Genomic DNA, 15,972 nt, shown 5'->3' with positions numbered 1-15,972 from the left:
CTATCCGCCGGCCGCCCACCGAAATCTCGACACAGATGGCGCCATAGCCGCCGTTTCTGTCGAAGTTTCGGTCTGCGCTGCTAGCCCCCGGAGAGCTTGGCGCCGACGCCGCGGCGGTAGCGGAAGCGCAACACCCGCAGCAGCGTCCGCTGGAACCAGCCGGGGGCCGGGTACCAGTAGGGCTCCCGCTTGAGCGCCACCCGGCTGGCCAGCACCGACTTCACGTTGCTGAACGCCTGCAGCCCTTCGACGCCGTGCACCCGGCCGATGCCGGAGTCCTTCACCCCGCCGAACGGGAGCCCGCCGACGCCGTAGTTCACCAGGCAGTCGTTGATGCAGACGTTGCCGGCCTCGACGCGGCCGGCGAGCACTTCGGCCCGGTCGCCGTCGGCCGACCACACGGAGCTGTTGAGGCCGTAGGGCGAGTCGTTGGCGAGGCGGATCGCCTCGTCGTCGTCGGCCACCGCCATGATCGGCAGCACCGGGCCGAACGTCTCCTCGCGCATCACGTCCATCTCGTGGTCGACGTCGACCAGCACGGTCGGCTCGTACCAGAGTCCCGCCTTGTCGGGCACCCGCTGCCCGCCGGTCAACACCCGGGCGCCCTTGGCGAGGGCGTCGTCGACGTGACGGGACACGATGTCGACCTGCGGGGCGAACGTCATCGAGCCGATGTCGTTGCCGGCGCCGACCCCCTGGCGCAGGGCCTTGGTCTTGTCGACCACCAGGTCGACGAAGCGGTCGTACACCCGCTCCTGCACGTACACCCGCTCGACGGCGATGCACGTCTGGCCCGAGTTGGTGAAGGCGCCCCACACGGCGCCGTTGGCGGCCCGCTCCAGGTTGGCGTCGTCGCACACGATCATCGGGTCCTTGCCGCCCAGCTCCAGGAGCACGGGCGTGAGCGTGTCGGCGGCCGCCTTCATCACCAGCTTCCCGGTGCGCACCGAGCCGGTGAACGCCACCTTCTGCACGCCGGCCCGCACCAGGGCGTCACCGGTCGGCCCCCGCCCGGTGACCACCTGCACCAGGTCGGGATGGGCGCCGGCCTCGGCGAACAGGCGGCCGACCTCCAGCCCGACGAGCGGCGTCACCTCGGACGGCTTCAGCACCACGGCGTTGCCGGCCAGCACCGCCGTGACCGTGGGGGTCATGGCCAGGGTGAGCGGATAGTTCCAGGGCGAGATCACGCCCACGACGCCCATCGGCTCGAACACCCGCCAGGCCTTCTTGTGGGGCAGCATGGCGCCCGTCGGCACCCGGGCGGGGCGCAGCGCCTTGGCCCCGTGCTTCCGGTAGAACTCGATCAGCTCGCAGGTGGCGGTGACCTCGGCGAGGACGGCCTCGCCCTCGAGCTTGCCGGTCTCCTTGCAGATCACCTCGACGACCTCGTCGACCCGGTCGAGCAGCAGGTCGCGCACCGCGAGCACGTGGTCGAGGCGCTGGTCCCACGTCAGCCTGCTCCACGTGGCGAAGGCCGACCGGGCCCGCTCGACCGCGGCCTGCACCTCCTCGGCGCTGTGCTCGGGCACCTCGGCGATCAGCTCGCCGGTGCGGGGGTCGCGGGTCTCGAAGGTGGCGGCGGCGTCGGTGCCTGTCGTGTCCGTCGTGCTCATGCATCCTCCATCCACTGCTTGAGCTGGCCGACCAGCGCGGGGATGTCGGTGGCGACCGGCGTGAGGCTCATCACGGTGACGCCGGCCGCCTTGTGGGCGGCGATGCGCTCGCGCACGTAGCCCTCCGGGCCGCAGAGGGTGGTGGCCTCCACCAGCTCGGCGGGGATGGCCCTGGCGGCCTCGTCCTTCTTACCGTCGAGGTAGAGGTCCTGCACCTCCTTGGCCTCGGCCTCGTAGCCGTAGCGGCAGGCCAGATCGTTGTAGAAGTTCTTCCCGCGGGCGCCCATCCCGCCGATGTAGAGCGCCAGCAGCGGGCGGGCCAGGTCGCGCAGCATGGCCGCGTCGTCGCCGACGGCGACCATGGCCTGCACGCCGATCTGCAGCGTGCCGAGGTCGGGGGCGCGCTTCGCGAAGCCCGCGGCCAGGTCGTCGCCCCACACGTCGTTGGCCTTCATGGGGTCGAAGAAGATCGGCAGCCAGCCCTCGGCCACCTCGGCGGTCAGCTCGACGTTCTTCGGGCCGAGCGCGGCGACGTAGATCGGGATGCGCTCGCGCACGGGCCGGGTGATCAGCTTGAGCGGCTTGCCCAGACCGGTGCCCTGCCCCTCGGGCAGGGGGAGCTGGTAGGCCTTGCCGTCGTAGGTGACCCGCTCGCGGCGCCACACGGAGCGGCAGATGTCGACGATCTCGCGGGTGCGCTGCAGCGGACGGTCGTAGGGGACGCCGTGCCAGCCCTCGATCACCTGCGGGCCCGACGCGCCGAGGCCGAGGACGCAGCGTCCGTCCGACAGGGCGTCGACGCCGGCCGCCGTCATCGCCAGCAGCGTCGGCGTGCGGGTGTAGATGGGGAGGATGCCGGCGGCGATCTCGACCCGGTCGGTGACCGCGGCGAGGTAGCCCATGAAGCTGACGCCGTCGAAGCCGTAGGCCTCGGCCACCCACACCATGTCGAGGCCGGCCTGCTCCAGCTCGGAGGCCTGCCGGGCCGCCTCCTTGAACCCGCCCGCATAGCTCAACGGCATCCCGAGCTTCATGAGTTCGTCCCCTTGGAGGGTTTGGGTGTGGCGGCGCCCGATCGCTAGGCGCCGAGGCGCTCGCGGGCGAGCCGCGATCGCTCGATCAGGAGCCCCGGGACCGATACCCCGTTGACCACCTTGTCCTCGCCTCCGGATTCGGCCGCCGCGGCTCCGTCGCCGTTGCTGCTGGCCACGGCCGTCTCGACCGGCTTCTCCCGCAGCTCGAGCGCGGCGGCGAACTCCTTGGGGCGACTCAGGTGGCCACCGTCGATGGAGCCGAGGTCGTAGCCGTTGTCGAAGGCGACGCGGTACCTGGTCCAGGTGAAGCCGTCGACGAGGAGCACCTGGCCCTCGGTGCCCTTGGGGACCCCGGGGAGGTCGTCCAGCGTGCGGACCCGCTCGTTGCGTCGAAACTCGGTGGCGACACCTTTGGACATCGGTCAGATCCTGCCAAACGCAGCGACCGAGGCGCGAATCCCGTCGGCGTTCGGCAGATGTTTCGCTAAGCTAATTAGCGATGCGAAATGAGTAAGGCCCCAAACGATCCCCTCGAGATGGCCTCCCGCCTGCGGCTGGCCACGGCGCGCCTGGCCCGGCGGCTGCGGCAGCAGTCCGGCACCGGGCTGACGCCGTCGCAGTACTCGCTCCTGGTGTCGATCGACGGGCACGGGCCCCTCACGCTGGGGCACCTCGCCAAGATCGAGCAGGTCGCCCCACCGACCATCACGCGCGTCGCCGCCAAGCTGGAGGACGACGGCCTGGTCGTCCGGCAGGTCGACGCAAGCGACCGGCGCGTCGTGCGGGTCGATGTCACCGCGGAGGGCCGCCGCCGGCTCGACCACAGCCGCCAACGCCGCAACCTGTGGCTGGCCGAGCGGCTCGACGGCTTCGACGAAGCCCAGCTCGCCGACGTCGCCGCCGCTCTACGGGTGTTGGAGGTGCTCGCGGCCGAACCCCAGGTCGTCGAGGCGGAATGACCCGGCTGAGGCTCGAAGCCGGCAACACCTTCCGGTCGCTCCGCAATCGCAACTTCCGCCTCTTCTTCACCGGTCAGCTGATCAGCCAGACCGGCACGTGGTTGGAAGCCGTCGCCGTCACCTGGCTGATGCTGCAGCTCACCGGCTCCGGCGTGGCGCTGGGCCTCGTGACCGCGGCCCGCTTCGGTCCCGTGCTGTTCCTCGGGCCGTGGGGCGGCGTGCTGTCGGACCGCCTCGACCGCCAGCGCCTCATGCTCGCCACCCAGGTGTGCTTCGCCTCGATCGCCGTGGTCGAAGCCGTGCTGGTGGTCACCGGCAACGTGAACGAGGTCGTCTTCTACCTGTTCGTCACCACCTTCGGCGTGCTGACCGCCATCGACAGCCCGGCGCGAAGGGCGTTCGTCACCGAGCTCGTGGCGGAGGACGAGGTGCCCAACGCCGTCGGCCTCAACAGCGCGGTGATGACCGGCGCCCGCACGATCGGGCCCGCCCTGGCGGGTGCGCTGATCGCCGGGCCGGGCATCGAGTGGTGCTTCGTGGTGAACGCCGTCAGCTACGCGTTCGTGATCGGCGCCCTGCTGCGGATGGACCGCTCGAAGTTCCGGGCCGCCCCCCGCATCGCCAAGGCCAAGGGCCAGCTGTCGGAGGGCTTCCGCTACGTGTGGCGCACTCCCGAGCTGATGGTGCCGCTGGTGCTCGCCGCGGTGATCGGCACGCTGGCCTTCAACTACCCGGTGACGCTGCCGCTGCTGGCCGAGCGCGACCTCGGCGGCGACGCCGGCACCTTCACCCTGCTGTACGCGGTGTTGAGCCTGGGGTCGGTCCTGGGCGCCCTGATGGTGGCCCGCCAGAGCAACATCACCCTGCGGTTCCTGGTGGTGGGCGCCGCCGGGATGGCGATCACCACGATGGCGCTGTCGTTCGCCCCCAACACGCCGTTGGCGCTGCTGGCGATCCTGCCGCTGGGGTTCACGTCGTTCATGGTGATCACGGGGTCGAACGCCACCGCACAGCTCAAGGCCGACCCGGCGATGCGGGGCCGGGTGCTGGCGCTGTTCAGCATGGTGTTCCTGGGTTCGACGCCCATCGGCGGCCCGATCGTCGGCTGGATCAGCGAGGAGTGGACCCCACGAGCCGGCCTCGCGGTCGGCGGGATCGCCACCGGCCTGGCCGCCATGTGGGTCTGGCGCCGCCTGCCGCGGTTCTCCGCCGAGAGCCGGGAGGTCGCCACCTCCGAACGAGAGCCCGCCGCGGCTTCGGCGGCCTAGCCGGCCTGGGCGGGCGCGACGAACCGGCGCTCCAGCTCGGCGAGGAAGCCCGCGGCGAGGCGCTCGAAGTCGTCGGCGGAGAGGCGGATCTCGTCGCCGACGCCCAGCTTCAGCACGGACTCCTCGGGGACGTACTTCAGCACCTTGTTGCCCCGGAACACGCCCTGGTTGCCCAGGAGGGACTCGCAGATCAGCTCGACCTCGTTGAGCGGGTTGCCGTCCTTGCCGGCCACCGGCCGGATCCGATGGACGAAGTACCGGTCGAGCACCAGCACCATGTTGTTGAACAACCGCCACTCGAACTCGTCGCCCGGTGAGACCCCTGACAGCCCCCGGTAGGCCGCCAGCTGCGCCTCCATCGCTGCCCGGGCCCCGTCGAGCTCCTCCCGCGTGTAGTCCTTACGTCCAAGCATCCTCAGTCCTCCTCGTCCGGTCCTTCACCCATAGGACGCACCCGCTCCCCCGTTTTCGACAGCTCTACGGCGGATCGTGGGGGAGGCCGAGGGCGCGTTCGGCGATGATGTTGCGTTGGACCTCGGTGGTGCCGCCGCCGATCGTGAGGGCGCGGGCGAAGAGGTAGCCGTGGTGCCAGAGGTCGACGTCGGCGCCGAGGGGGCCGCCGTCGGTGAGCATCCCGGCCGGGCCGGCCAGGTCCTTGGCCAGCTCGAACAACTTCTGGCCGTGCTCGTCGGCGATGATCTTGCGCACCGACGCCTCCGGCCCCGGCTGGGTCCCCTTCACCGCCGCCGTGACCGTCCGGAGCCGGATCATGCGCAGCACCTGCGCCTCCATCCAGAGCCGCACCAAACGGTCCCGCAGCAGCGGGTCGTCGACGCCGCCCTTGTCCCGCACCACGCCCAGCAGCGTCTCGAACGACGGCCCCTGGCCCCACAGCGCCCCGCCCGACGACAGCGACACCCGCTCGTTCGCCAGCGTCACCTTGGCCAGGTCCCAGCCCTGGCCCACCTCCCCCACCAGGTGCTCGGTGGGGAGCCGCACCTCGTCGAGGAACACCTCGTTGAACGTGTGGGCGCCGGTCATCTCCACCAGCGGGCGGACGGTGATGCCGGGCGTGTCCATCGGGCACACGAAGTAGGAGATGCCCCGGTGCTTCGGTGCCGACGGGTCGGTGCGGGCGATGAGGATCCCGTAGCGCGACACGTGCGCCAGCGACGTCCACACCTTCTGCCCGGTGACCACCCACTCGTCGCCGTCGAGCTCGGCCCGGGTCGTCAAGGACGCCAGGTCGGAGCCGGCGCCGGGCTCGCTGAACAGCTGGCACCACATCTCCTTGCCCGACAGCAGCGGGAACAGGTAGCGCTCCTTCTGCTCCTCGGTGCCGGCGTGGAGCAGCGTCGGGCCGGCCCAGCCGATGCCGATCGGGTTGACCGGACGACGGACGCCCGCCCGCTTCAGCTCGTCGTCGATCACGATCTGGTGGATCGGGTCGGCGTCGAGGCCCCACGGCCGCGGCCAGTGCGGTGCGACGTACCCGGCGTCGGCCAGCTGCCGTCCACTCGGCGCCGGGTGCTCCTCCAGCCAAGCCCGCACGGCCTTGCGCCGGGGATCGTCGTCGGGCGGCAGCTCCAGGTCCATACCGGGGAGTTTGCCTCGGCGAAGCCCGAGCCCGCTTGGGGCGGCGGCGGGGTGGTTGGAGGGGGAAGTTACCGGTAGCTCTGGCCGGGGTCCCGATCCCGCTTGAATGGGCGGCGTGATGGACCTGGTCATCGCCAACGACGATCCGAACGCCGACGACGTGCGCGCGCTGCTGGAGCGGCACCTGGCGTTCGCCCGGGAGGTCACGCCACCCGAGGGCGTCCATGCGCTGGGCGTCGACGGCCTCGCGGACCCGAGCGTCACCTTCTTCAGCGCCCGTGCCCGCCGCGACGACCGCCTCCTCGGCATCGGCGCCCTCAAGCAGCTGGACGACGCCCACGCCGAGCTGAAGTCGTTCCACACCGCCGAGGCTGCCAGGGGCCAGGGCGTGGGACGGGCGCTGGTCGAGCACCTCCTGTCGGTCGCACGCGAGCGGGGCTACCGCCGGGTGAGCCTCGAGACCGGGGTCATGGAGGCGTTCGCCCCCGCCCGCGCCCTGTACGCGAGGGTCGGCTTCACGCCGTGCCCGCCGTTCGGCGACTACGTGGACAGCGCCACCAGCGCCTGCATGACGATCGTGATCGGGCCGCCGCCTCAGCGGTAGGAGATGCCGACGAGGAGGTCGACGGGGGCGAGCTGCTCGTCGGGGACCATCTTCACGTCGACGGCGACGAGCGGGCGGCGGTCGTCGTCGTGCTCGATGGCGATGCGCACCGATCCCTCGGCCGCGGATCGGAGGCTCCCGACCGGCGCCACCTCGAAGTGGCACAGCTGGCTCGCCACCCGGTGCGCCACCGCCAGCTGCCGCACCGGCAACCAGTTGGCCAGCTCCTCGTCGGCCAGCAGCACGTCGAAGTAGACCGCCGAGAACACGGAGAAGTACGACGACTCGACCCACGTCGTGTCGACCGCCTTGTCGACCACGAAGTTGCCGATCCGCCAGGCCCGGTCGGCGCCCCGGCAGCCCACGAGGAGGAACGGCACCGGCTTCCTCGAGTCGCCGTGGTGCAGGCGGGCGATGCTGAGCCGCTCCAGCAGGCGCTCGCTGTCGAGCCCGACCTCGCCCGCGCCCTCCAGCAGCAGGATCGCCGCATCGTCCGGCGAGGCCGACGGGGACAGCAGGTCGGCGGCGTCGCGCTCGTTGTCGCAGCTGACGACCGTGAGCCCGGCGGTGCCCGTCACGCCGGGGAGCAGGGGCTCGTCGGCGGCGACCACCAGGCGCACGTCGGGCACGCCCAGCGTCACCAGGTCGAGCGCACAGGTCTGGGCGAAGCACCCGGCCCCCACCACGTGGACGACGCTCCGGGGCCCGGCACCGGCCCGCGACGAGTCGACGCCGACCGTGAGCGGGTGGCCGACGCCCCGCAGGCGGATGTGGGGGTCGACATCGGGCTCGGCGGTCCGGCCGACCAGCGGCTCGCGGTACAGGCCCTGCAGCTCGGCCGGGAGACCGGCGGCGTCGGCCACCAGGAACGCGCTGACCACCAGGTCGAACGGCGTGCGCACCACGGCGGACCGCAGCTCCGAGCTGACCCGCCGGTCGAGCAGCAGCGACAGCTCCCGCTCGTGCACCTGCAGCACGGTCGCCGGCGGCGTCACCATCTGGGCGTCGAGCGCGGCCAGCAGCGCCAGGTTCTCGAAGTCGTCGGTCACCGAGCGACTCAGCAGCACCAGCTCGTGGGCCTCGTGCAGCCGCAGCGACCCGACCAGCTCGGCGGTGCCGCCCTCGTAGGGGATCACGTCGACCCGGTCGTTCTTGCGCAGCCCGAAGCGGGTCTCCAGGAGGGGGTCGCGGCTGGCGATGGTGACGAACCGCCCCGACTCCTTGATCAGCGTCTGCACCAGCGCCAGGTTGTCGACGGCGCAGTTCACCACCACCAGCCGCTCCGACGGGATCTCGCCGCGGGCGAGCTTGCGGCGCAGGCCGAGGTCGGTGGGGCTGGTCGAGATCCGCACGAACGCCAGCAGGGCGGTCAGAGCCCCCAGGGCGAGCGCGGCCGAGAGGATGTGGCCCAGCGTGCTGCGCGGGAAGCGGGAGTTCTCGAAGCCGCTCGACACGAACACGGTGAGCCACGTCATGAACTCGCCGGGGTCCTCGAACAGCGCCGACCGGCCGTACTCGCGGGCGTGGAACGTCTCGGCCCAGTAGAGCAGCACCCCGCTGGCGGTGAAGAGGAGGCCGGCGATGCAGGCCGCGGCGAGCAGCTTGTGCCGCGACGCCCACAGTCGCACCTGGGTGAGCACGACCAGCACGTCGCCCAGGTGGGAGAGCGCCACGCCGGCCGACGACAGCACCCGGCGGAACGCCACCACCACGGCGACCACCAGCGCCAGGCACACCACCATCCAGAACATGTGGGACGACGCCGTGCCGAACTCGCTGCCGCCCGACGGCGGGCCCAGCAGCGCGTCGGCCAGGGCCACGAACCCGAAGTTGGTGGCCCCCAGCACCGCGGTGGTGGCCAGGAACATGACGCTGCCGTAGACGACCAGATCACGCCGGCTGGGCGTCACCACGTCGAACGCCGCCCGGCCGCTCTTGGCGGCACTGAGCCGTTGGGACTGCTTCTCCTTGCGGAGGATGTCGAACCAGATGATCCCGGCGAGCGCGCCGACCGGCGTGACGTAGGTGGCGATGTTGAGGCCCGCCGCCGTGCCCTGCACCACCAGCGCCCGGTCGAACGGCGTGTCGAACTCGACCCGTTCCAGCACCGTGCCCGTCAGCGCCGAGGCCGGCAGGTCGTTCATGGTGTTGACCAGCCCGCCCGACGTCAGCATCGCCCCCCACGAGGGCACCGGCGTGTGGCTGGAGGCGTGGTCGGTGACGAACTCGTCGACGTCCTCCTGCACGAACCGGGTGTCGGCCATGGCGTCGGCGAGCACGAAGTAGGTGAGGCCGAAGAACACGATGCCGAACGGCAGCACCCGCAGGCTCCGGACCATGAACAGCCGGCCCGTCGGCTCGTCACGGTTCCGGGCGCTGCGCCGCAAGGTGTAGAGGCCCAGCCCGGCGATGGCGATCGCCGCCAACAGCAGGCCCGTGTTGGTGGCCGTGCCCACCGTCAGCAACAGCACCGCCAGGGCGAACACCCCCACCCAGGTGCGCATCTCGCCGGTGAAGGTGCGGTACTCGGAGAAGCGTGGCGGGCTGTAGCGGTCCTCGTGGGTCCAGGTGCCGACCAGCCAGCGGAGCACCCGGTTCTCGGAGCGGCCCCGCTTCTCGACGAACCCGTTCACCCAGGTGACGAAGACGAACGTGACCATCAGCGCCACGGTCGCCGGCGCCAGCATCAGGAACAGGTACTCGACGAAGCGGATGTCCATCGCCTGGCCCAGGATCAGGTTGGTGGGCGAGCCGATGAGGATGCCCATCGACACCGTGTTGGCGGCGATGAACTGGCTGAGGAGCAGCAGCTTCGCGTTGCGGATGCGGGCCTGGTAGGCGACCGACATCACGATCGGCGTCATCGTCAGCACCACGATGTCGTTCGACGTGAAGTACGTGAGCAGCGACGACAGCAGGAACAGGTAGAGCGTCAGCCGGGTGGTGTTGGAGCCGCCCCGGTCGGTCAGCCGGTAGGCCAGGAAGTGGATGAACCCCGACCGGCGCAGGCCCTCCGACACCAGGGCGAACCCCATGATGAACAGGATCACCGGGCCCTTGTCGCCCAGCACGTCGCCGATGCTGCCGGACTGCACCAGGTCGAGCTGCAGCATGAGCCCGAGCATCGCCAGCGGCACCCATGCCTCTCGGCTGGGGATGCTCCGCGCCTCGAGGCCGCGCTCCCAGGCGAAGCGGCTGTCGGTGACGATGGTGACCACGCCGGCGAGGGCGATCAGCAGCAGCACCAGCGCCGGGTCGGGATCGGCGACCACATCGAGGGCGACGATCGCCACCCACAGGGCCAGGCGGGGCGCGAACGCCATCAGGGGATGACCTGTGGCGGGGTCGGCGGCGGTCAGCTCGTTCTCGGTCAGCGCCGCCTCGGCTCCCATGCCTCTCCCCGCGTTGCCACCGGAACCAGCGCCGGCCTCTGTCCGCACCGAGTATGACGCGGGCGGCGGTGACCGCGGTACACCGAGCGGCTCCGCTGCGTACGGTGGACCGCATGCGAGGGATAGCTGGGGGATTGACGGTAGGGGTCGTGTTGACGTTGGCGGCCGGATGCGGGGGCGGCGGCGCCGAGGACGCCTCGTCGTCGGCGGCCGCGGCCGACGAGCCGCCGGCGACGTCGACCACAACGACGACCGAGCCCGCCGCAGAGACGACCGCGCCGCCGGAGACATCGGTGCCGGGGGCGATACCCGACAGCACCGACCCGTGCGCCGCGGCCGGCATCCAGGTGGACGGCTGCGCCGACTTCGCCGGCATCTCGGTGACGGTGACCGACGACGACCAGATCGTGATCGCCGGGCCCGACGGCGAGCGTTCCATGTCGCCCGACGAGGCCGTGGGTGAGCTGGGCGGCGAGGTGACCGACCGGGGCATCTCCGTGCCGCTGCCCGACAGCGTGCTGTTCGACTTCGGCAGCGTCGGCCTGCGGCCCGCCTCCCGGGAGAAGCTGAGCCTGGTGGCGGGCCTGGCCAAGGCCTCGCCGGAGTCGGCGCTCGACATCGGCGGCCACACCGACTCGGTCGGCACCGACGACTACAACCAGCGGCTCTCCGAGGCCCGCGCCGGCGTGGTGCGGGAGGCGCTGGTGATCCTGGGTGTCGAGCGCGACCGGGTCACGGCGACGGGCTACGGCGAGACCCGGCCGATCGCCCCCAACTCCAAGCCGGGCGGCGGGGACGACCCGACGGGCCGCCAGCGCAACCGCCGCGTCGAGATCCTGCTGGCCGGCGCCCAGGTATGAGGCGGGTCACGGTCGTCCTGGTCGCCGTCGCGGCCGTCGTGCTGCTGGGCGCCTGCGGGGACGACGACGCCGAGGTGAGCATCGACTCCGGCGAGGCCCAGGTCGAGACGACCACCACCACCGCCGCCCCGCCCGACGACCAGGACGACGACCGGGATGACGGCGACGACGACGGCGATGACGACGGCGGCCCGGACGACGAGGGTGGTGGTGAAGGCGACGGCGACGGCGACCGCGACGGCGACGGCGAGACCATCGCCTGCGACGACGGCGACGACGTCAGCATCGAGGGCTCCAGCCGCGCCGTCGCCGTCACCGGGAGCTGCGGTGAGGTCGCCGTCACCGGCACGGATCACGTCGTGACCGTCGAGTCCACCGACGCGCTCCGGGTCACCGGTGCCGGGAACCAGGTCGTTGTCGGCGAGGCGGTCGACGACGTGGCGGTCGAAGGCGTCGGCAACGAGGTCCGCCAGCCCGACAACGGCGACTGAGCGTAGGGGCGGCGGGACGCCCGGCAGATTTCTCGATAACGGTTGATATGACTACCCTCCAGAGTCGATTGACCTCACGGTCAATGAGCGCTGTCGACCAGTCGAAGCGACCAGGGAAGGTGTGTGCGATGCCGGGGTGGAACTTCGCCGAGATCTGGGAGGTCGTCGCCGACCAGATTCCCGATGCCCAGTGCCAGGTCCAGGGCGAACGCCGCATCTCGTGGTCGGAGTTCGACCGTCGCGCCAACGGCGTCGCCCAGACGCTGCTCGACCGGGGCGCCGGCGAGCAGGACAAGGTCGCCCAGTACCTCTACAACTGCCCCGAGTACATCGAGTCGATGTTCGCGGCGTTCAAGGTGGGGCTGGTGCCCATCAACACCAACTACCGCTACAAGGACGACGAGCTCGTCTACCTGTGGGACAACGCGGATGCCGTCGCCGTCGTCTTCCACGGCTCCTTCACCGAGACCATCGAGCGCATCCGCAGCCGGGTCCCGGGCGTCGCCACCTGGCTCTGGGTCGACGACGGCAACGGCCCCTGCCCCGAGTGGGCCCAGCCCTACGAGGCCGCCGCGGTGTCGCACACCGAGCGGGTCGTCGCCCCCTGGGGTCGTGACGGCGACCACCTGATGATGACCTACACCGGCGGCACCACCGGCATGCCCAAGGGTGTGATGTGGCGCCAGGACGACCTCGTCCGGAGCCTCGTCGGCCAGGTCAACCCGTCGTACCGCAGCGGCGACGTCGACCTCGACATCGTGCGCCAGGCGGTCACCGGCCCCGGCCCCGTCGGCCTGCCCGCCTGCCCGCTGATGCACGGCACGGGCCTGTACACCCAGCTCATCATGCTGTCGGCGGGCGGCAGCACGGTGACGCTCGTGGGTCGCAACCTCGACATCGCGGAGCTGCTCGACACGGTGGAGCGTGAGAAGGTCTCGTCGCTGGCGATCGTGGGCGACTCTTTCGCCAAGCCGATGGTGCGGGCGCTCGACGAGAACCCCGGCCGCTGGAACCTGTCGAGCCTGTTCATGATCGCCTCGTCGGGCGTGATGTGGAGCGAGCAGGTGAAGCAGGAGCTGCTGCAGCACCATCCCGGGATGATGCTGGTCGACGCCTTCTCGTCGTCGGAGGCGCTGGGCATGGGCCAGTCGGTGTCGTCGGCCGGCGGCACGTCGAAGACCGCCCGGTTCATGGTCGGCGAGAACACCGTGGTGATCACCGACGACGGCCGCCGCGCCGAGCCGGGCTCGGGCGACGTCGGGCGGGTGGCCGTGGGCGGCTCCGTGCCGGTCGGCTACTACAAGGACCCCGAGAAGAGCGCCGCCACGTTCATCGAGTTCGAGGGCAAGCGCTACTCCTGCCCGGGCGACTACGCCACCGTCGAGGCCGACGGCACCCTCACGCTGCTCGGACGCGGCTCGGTGTGCATCAACACCGGCGGCGAGAAGGTGTACCCGGAGGAGGTCGAGGAAGTCCTCAAGACCTATCCGACCGTGCGCGACGCCGTGGCCGTGGGCGTGCCCGACGAGCGCTTCGGCGAGGCCATCACCGCCGTGGTGGAGCTGGACGACGGCGCCGAGCTCGACGCCGCCGACGTGATCGCCCACGTGAAGACCAAGCTGGCGGCGTACAAGGCGCCGAAGCAGGTGCTGCCCGTCGACACGATCGGGCGTGCACCGAACGGCAAGGTCGACTACAAGCGTCTCAAGGCGTACGCCACGGAGAAGGTCGCCGCGGGCATCTCGTAGCCCGCCCGCAGAAGTTTCTGTCAACCGATTCGCGGCGCCACCCGTCTGAGAGATGTGAGAGGTGCCGTGGCGGAGCGCAAGCGCGGGCGAGGTGATCTCGAGGGCTTGTTCCGCGAGCACTACGCCAGCCTCCTGCGCCTGGCGCGGGTCCTCACGGGCGACGACGAGCTGGCTGAGGACATCGCGCAGGACGCGTTCATGCGACTCGACGCCAGCATCTCCTGGCCGGCGGCGGGCGCCGAGCTCGCCTACCTGCGGCGCACGGTCGTCAACCTCAGCCACGACCACTTCCGCCGCCGGCTGGTCGTCCGGCGCCACATCCGGTCGACCCGCGACGACGCCGGCGACCTCACGGGGCCGGCCGCCCTCGACCGCTCGCAGCAGGTGCGGGTGGCCGCGGCGGTGCGGGCGCTCCCCCGCCGCCAGCGCGACTGCGTGGTGCTGCGCTACTACTCCGGCTGCTCCGACGCCGAGGTCGCCGAGCTGCTGGAGATCGGCATCGGCTCGGTGAAGTCGAGCATCGCCCGAGCCCGGGCCCGCCTGGCCCGGGAACTGAAGGACCTCCGGTGAGCGGACCGAACGGGCTGGACGAGCTCGACGGGCTCATCGAGAGGGCGCTCGTTGAGGAGGGCACCTCAATGACACCCGCTCCCGATGCCTGGGAGCGGTTCCGAGAACGCCTCGACGACACATCCTCGGCTGGCGGTCCCCCCGCCAGCCGGAGCTGGTTGCTCGTCGCGGCAGCGGTCGTCGCCGGGTTCGGCGGCCTGGCGACGGCCCTTCTCATGCTCACCGGCGGCGACGGCGAGGTCAGGACGGCGGAGCCGTCCGTCGATGCCGCCGATGACGCCTCCTCCGGGACGACACTCGACGTCGTCTCGGAGGGGGCACGCCAGCCGGGCTCCCTGCTGGTGGCCACCGCCGACGGCCGGCTCGTGCGGGTCGACACCGACTCGGGCGAGGTCGAGACGCTCGCCGGCGGCGCCGACTCCGGCGGCGACCCGATCGACAACGCCGCCGCCGGGCTCGACGACACCGTGCTGTACTCCACCTGCTGCGAACCCGCCGCCGGGATGACCTACCGGCTGGAGCCCGACGGTGAATCCACATTCGTGAGCTACGGCTACAACCCGACCTTCAGCCCTGACGGCCTCGCGTTCTCGCTGGTCCAGCCCGACGGCATCACCGTCCACGACCTCGACGGCAACGTGACGCGCACCATCGACGCCGGTGACCACTACGGCAACGTGATGTCGGTGGCCTGGTCGCCGCAGGGCGATCGCCTGGCCGTCGAGGTCGCCAACGGCAGCAGCGAGACGCAGATCCTGCTGCTGCCGGTCGACGCCGCGTCGCTCGACGAGGCGACACCGACCCGACCCGACGAAGGCCGCTGGTGGGCGCAGCCGGCGTTCCTGGCCGACGGGACGCTCCTGGTGGCGGAGCACCCGCAGGGCCAGGCCGCCGAGGCCGCCGGCGTGTCGTCCGTCCTGCGTGAGGTCACGCAGGACGGACGGCCAGCGGGCACGACCGACCCGGGCGCGCCGCCGTACCGGCTCACCGCCGACCGCACGGGCACCTCGGCCTTTCTCGTGGGGCCGGACGGCGGCGTGGTGGTGCGAAGCCCGACGGGCGGCTGGTACTGGCTCATCCCCCCGGACGACACCGTCCTCACTCGCGCCGCCGACGTCGCCTGGTAGCGCGAAAAGCCCGACGTACGGGCATGTTCCCTCTCCGCGGAGGGGCCAGCTACGGTTCGACCGTGCCCGAGCCCTTCGAGTTCCGTCGTCAGTTCGACTCGCAGCTGGCCGACATCGACGCCAAGGTCATCCGCCTGTTCGCGCTGGTCACCGAGGCCGTCGCCGCCGCCACCGACTCGCTGCTGGCCGGCGACCGGGCCGCCGCGGAGGCGACCGCCGAGCGCGACGCCTTCGTCGACCAGCTCGAAGAGGACCTCGAGCAGCTGGCCCAGCGTGAGCTGGTGATGCAGTCGCCGATGGCCGGCGACATGCGCTACCTGCTGACGGTCATCCGGGTGGTGCCCGAGCTGGAGCGCAGCGGCGATCTCGCCGAGCACATCGCCCAGCGGGCCATCGCCGGGCTGGCCACGCGGCTGACCCCCAGCGTGCGCGGCATCCTCCAGGAGATGGGCTCCATCTGCGTCGAGATGTGGCAGGCCGCGGCCGACGCCTGGGCCGAGCGCGACGCCGAGGCCGCCGAGCGCATCGACACCATCGACGACCGCCTCGACGACCTCCACGACCGGCTCATCGCCGAGCTGGGAACAGGCGAGCTGGAGCTCGCCGACGCCCTGCAGACCACCCTCGTCGGCCGCTTCTACGAACGCCTCGGCGACCACGCGGTCCACATCTCCGAACGCATCGGCTACCTCGCCCTCGGCACCTAG

General features: G+C 71.4%; 15 protein-coding genes. 9 read left to right on the top strand and 6 right to left on the bottom strand.

What is annotated here, in order from left to right; genetic code table 11:
* Positions 1–80: 80 nt before the first annotated feature.
* Genes VK611_17995 through VK611_17985 form a run of 3 tightly spaced genes read right to left on the bottom strand, consistent with a single transcriptional unit; the run spans position 81 to position 3,069 of the window.
* Complete coding sequence (locus VK611_17995) at positions 81–1,616, bottom strand: aldehyde dehydrogenase family protein (protein ID HMG43228.1); 1,536 nt, start codon at positions 1,614–1,616, stop codon at positions 81–83.
* A complete protein-coding gene (locus VK611_17990) occupies positions 1,613–2,650 on the bottom strand; it encodes an LLM class F420-dependent oxidoreductase (GenBank protein HMG43227.1) in 1,038 nt (345 codons plus the stop codon). The genes VK611_17995 and VK611_17990 overlap by 4 nt, the downstream gene beginning before the upstream one ends.
* A gap of 44 nt (positions 2,651–2,694) precedes the next feature.
* On the bottom strand, positions 2,695–3,069 hold the full coding sequence (locus VK611_17985) for a hypothetical protein (protein ID HMG43226.1): 375 nt from the start codon (positions 3,067–3,069) through the stop codon (positions 2,695–2,697).
* An 87-nt stretch (positions 3,070–3,156) separates the two neighbouring features.
* Here VK611_17985 and VK611_17980 point away from each other — a divergent pair, with 87 nt between their 5' ends.
* A complete protein-coding gene (locus tag VK611_17980; GenBank protein ID HMG43225.1) occupies positions 3,157–3,609 on the top strand; it encodes a MarR family transcriptional regulator in 453 nt (150 codons plus the stop codon).
* Positions 3,606–4,877 (top strand): MFS transporter, encoded by a 1,272-nt coding sequence (locus tag VK611_17975; GenBank protein ID HMG43224.1) that lies wholly within the window; start codon positions 3,606–3,608, stop codon positions 4,875–4,877. Before VK611_17980 ends, VK611_17975 begins: the two co-directional genes overlap by 4 nt.
* On the opposite strand, the gene VK611_17970 is transcribed toward VK611_17975, so the two are convergent.
* Positions 4,874–5,290, bottom strand: a complete 417-nt coding sequence (locus VK611_17970) for a hypothetical protein (protein ID HMG43223.1) — start codon at positions 5,288–5,290, stop codon at positions 4,874–4,876. The two genes, VK611_17975 and VK611_17970, sit on opposite strands and share 4 nt — an antisense overlap.
* A gap of 64 nt (positions 5,291–5,354) precedes the next feature.
* Complete coding sequence (locus VK611_17965) at positions 5,355–6,473, bottom strand: acyl-CoA dehydrogenase family protein (protein ID HMG43222.1); 1,119 nt, start codon at positions 6,471–6,473, stop codon at positions 5,355–5,357.
* A 118-nt stretch (positions 6,474–6,591) separates the two neighbouring features.
* Here VK611_17965 and VK611_17960 point away from each other — a divergent pair, with 118 nt between their 5' ends.
* Positions 6,592–7,077, top strand: coding sequence for a GNAT family N-acetyltransferase (locus tag VK611_17960; GenBank protein HMG43221.1), 486 nt, complete (start codon positions 6,592–6,594; stop codon positions 7,075–7,077).
* Here VK611_17960 and VK611_17955 read toward each other — a convergent pair.
* Entirely contained in the window at positions 7,068–10,469 is a 3,402-nt protein-coding gene (locus tag VK611_17955) for an anion permease (GenBank protein HMG43220.1), read from the bottom strand. The two genes, VK611_17960 and VK611_17955, sit on opposite strands and share 10 nt — an antisense overlap.
* 149 nt (positions 10,470–10,618) lie before the next feature.
* Between VK611_17955 and VK611_17950 the strand changes: the two genes are divergently transcribed.
* The 6 genes from VK611_17950 to phoU all read left to right on the top strand — a co-directional run bounded on the left by VK611_17950 (position 10,619) and on the right by phoU (position 15,972).
* On the top strand, positions 10,619–11,329 hold the full coding sequence (locus tag VK611_17950) for an OmpA family protein (GenBank protein ID HMG43219.1): 711 nt from the start codon (positions 10,619–10,621) through the stop codon (positions 11,327–11,329).
* On the top strand, positions 11,326–11,820 hold the full coding sequence (locus VK611_17945; protein ID HMG43218.1) for a DUF3060 domain-containing protein: 495 nt from the start codon (positions 11,326–11,328) through the stop codon (positions 11,818–11,820). The genes VK611_17950 and VK611_17945 overlap by 4 nt, the downstream gene beginning before the upstream one ends.
* A gap of 128 nt (positions 11,821–11,948) precedes the next feature.
* Entirely contained in the window at positions 11,949–13,568 is a 1,620-nt protein-coding gene (locus VK611_17940) for an acyl-CoA synthetase (GenBank protein HMG43217.1), read from the top strand.
* Between the two features lie 66 nt (positions 13,569–13,634).
* Entirely contained in the window at positions 13,635–14,138 is a 504-nt protein-coding gene (locus tag VK611_17935) for a sigma-70 family RNA polymerase sigma factor (protein ID HMG43216.1), read from the top strand.
* Positions 14,135–15,265: a hypothetical protein gene (locus VK611_17930; protein ID HMG43215.1), complete on the top strand. Its 1,131-nt coding sequence runs from the start codon at positions 14,135–14,137 to the stop codon at positions 15,263–15,265. Before VK611_17935 ends, VK611_17930 begins: the two co-directional genes overlap by 4 nt.
* A gap of 62 nt (positions 15,266–15,327) precedes the next feature.
* Entirely contained in the window at positions 15,328–15,972 is a 645-nt protein-coding gene (gene phoU / locus VK611_17925; GenBank protein ID HMG43214.1) for a phosphate signaling complex protein PhoU, read from the top strand.

The organism is Acidimicrobiales bacterium, from assembly GCA_035316325.1.
Taxonomy (GTDB): Bacteria; Actinomycetota; Acidimicrobiia; order Acidimicrobiales; family VFJN01; genus DASXTK01.
Note: the sequence above shows the minus strand (reverse complement) of the source record. Positions and strands in the feature narration are given on the sequence as shown.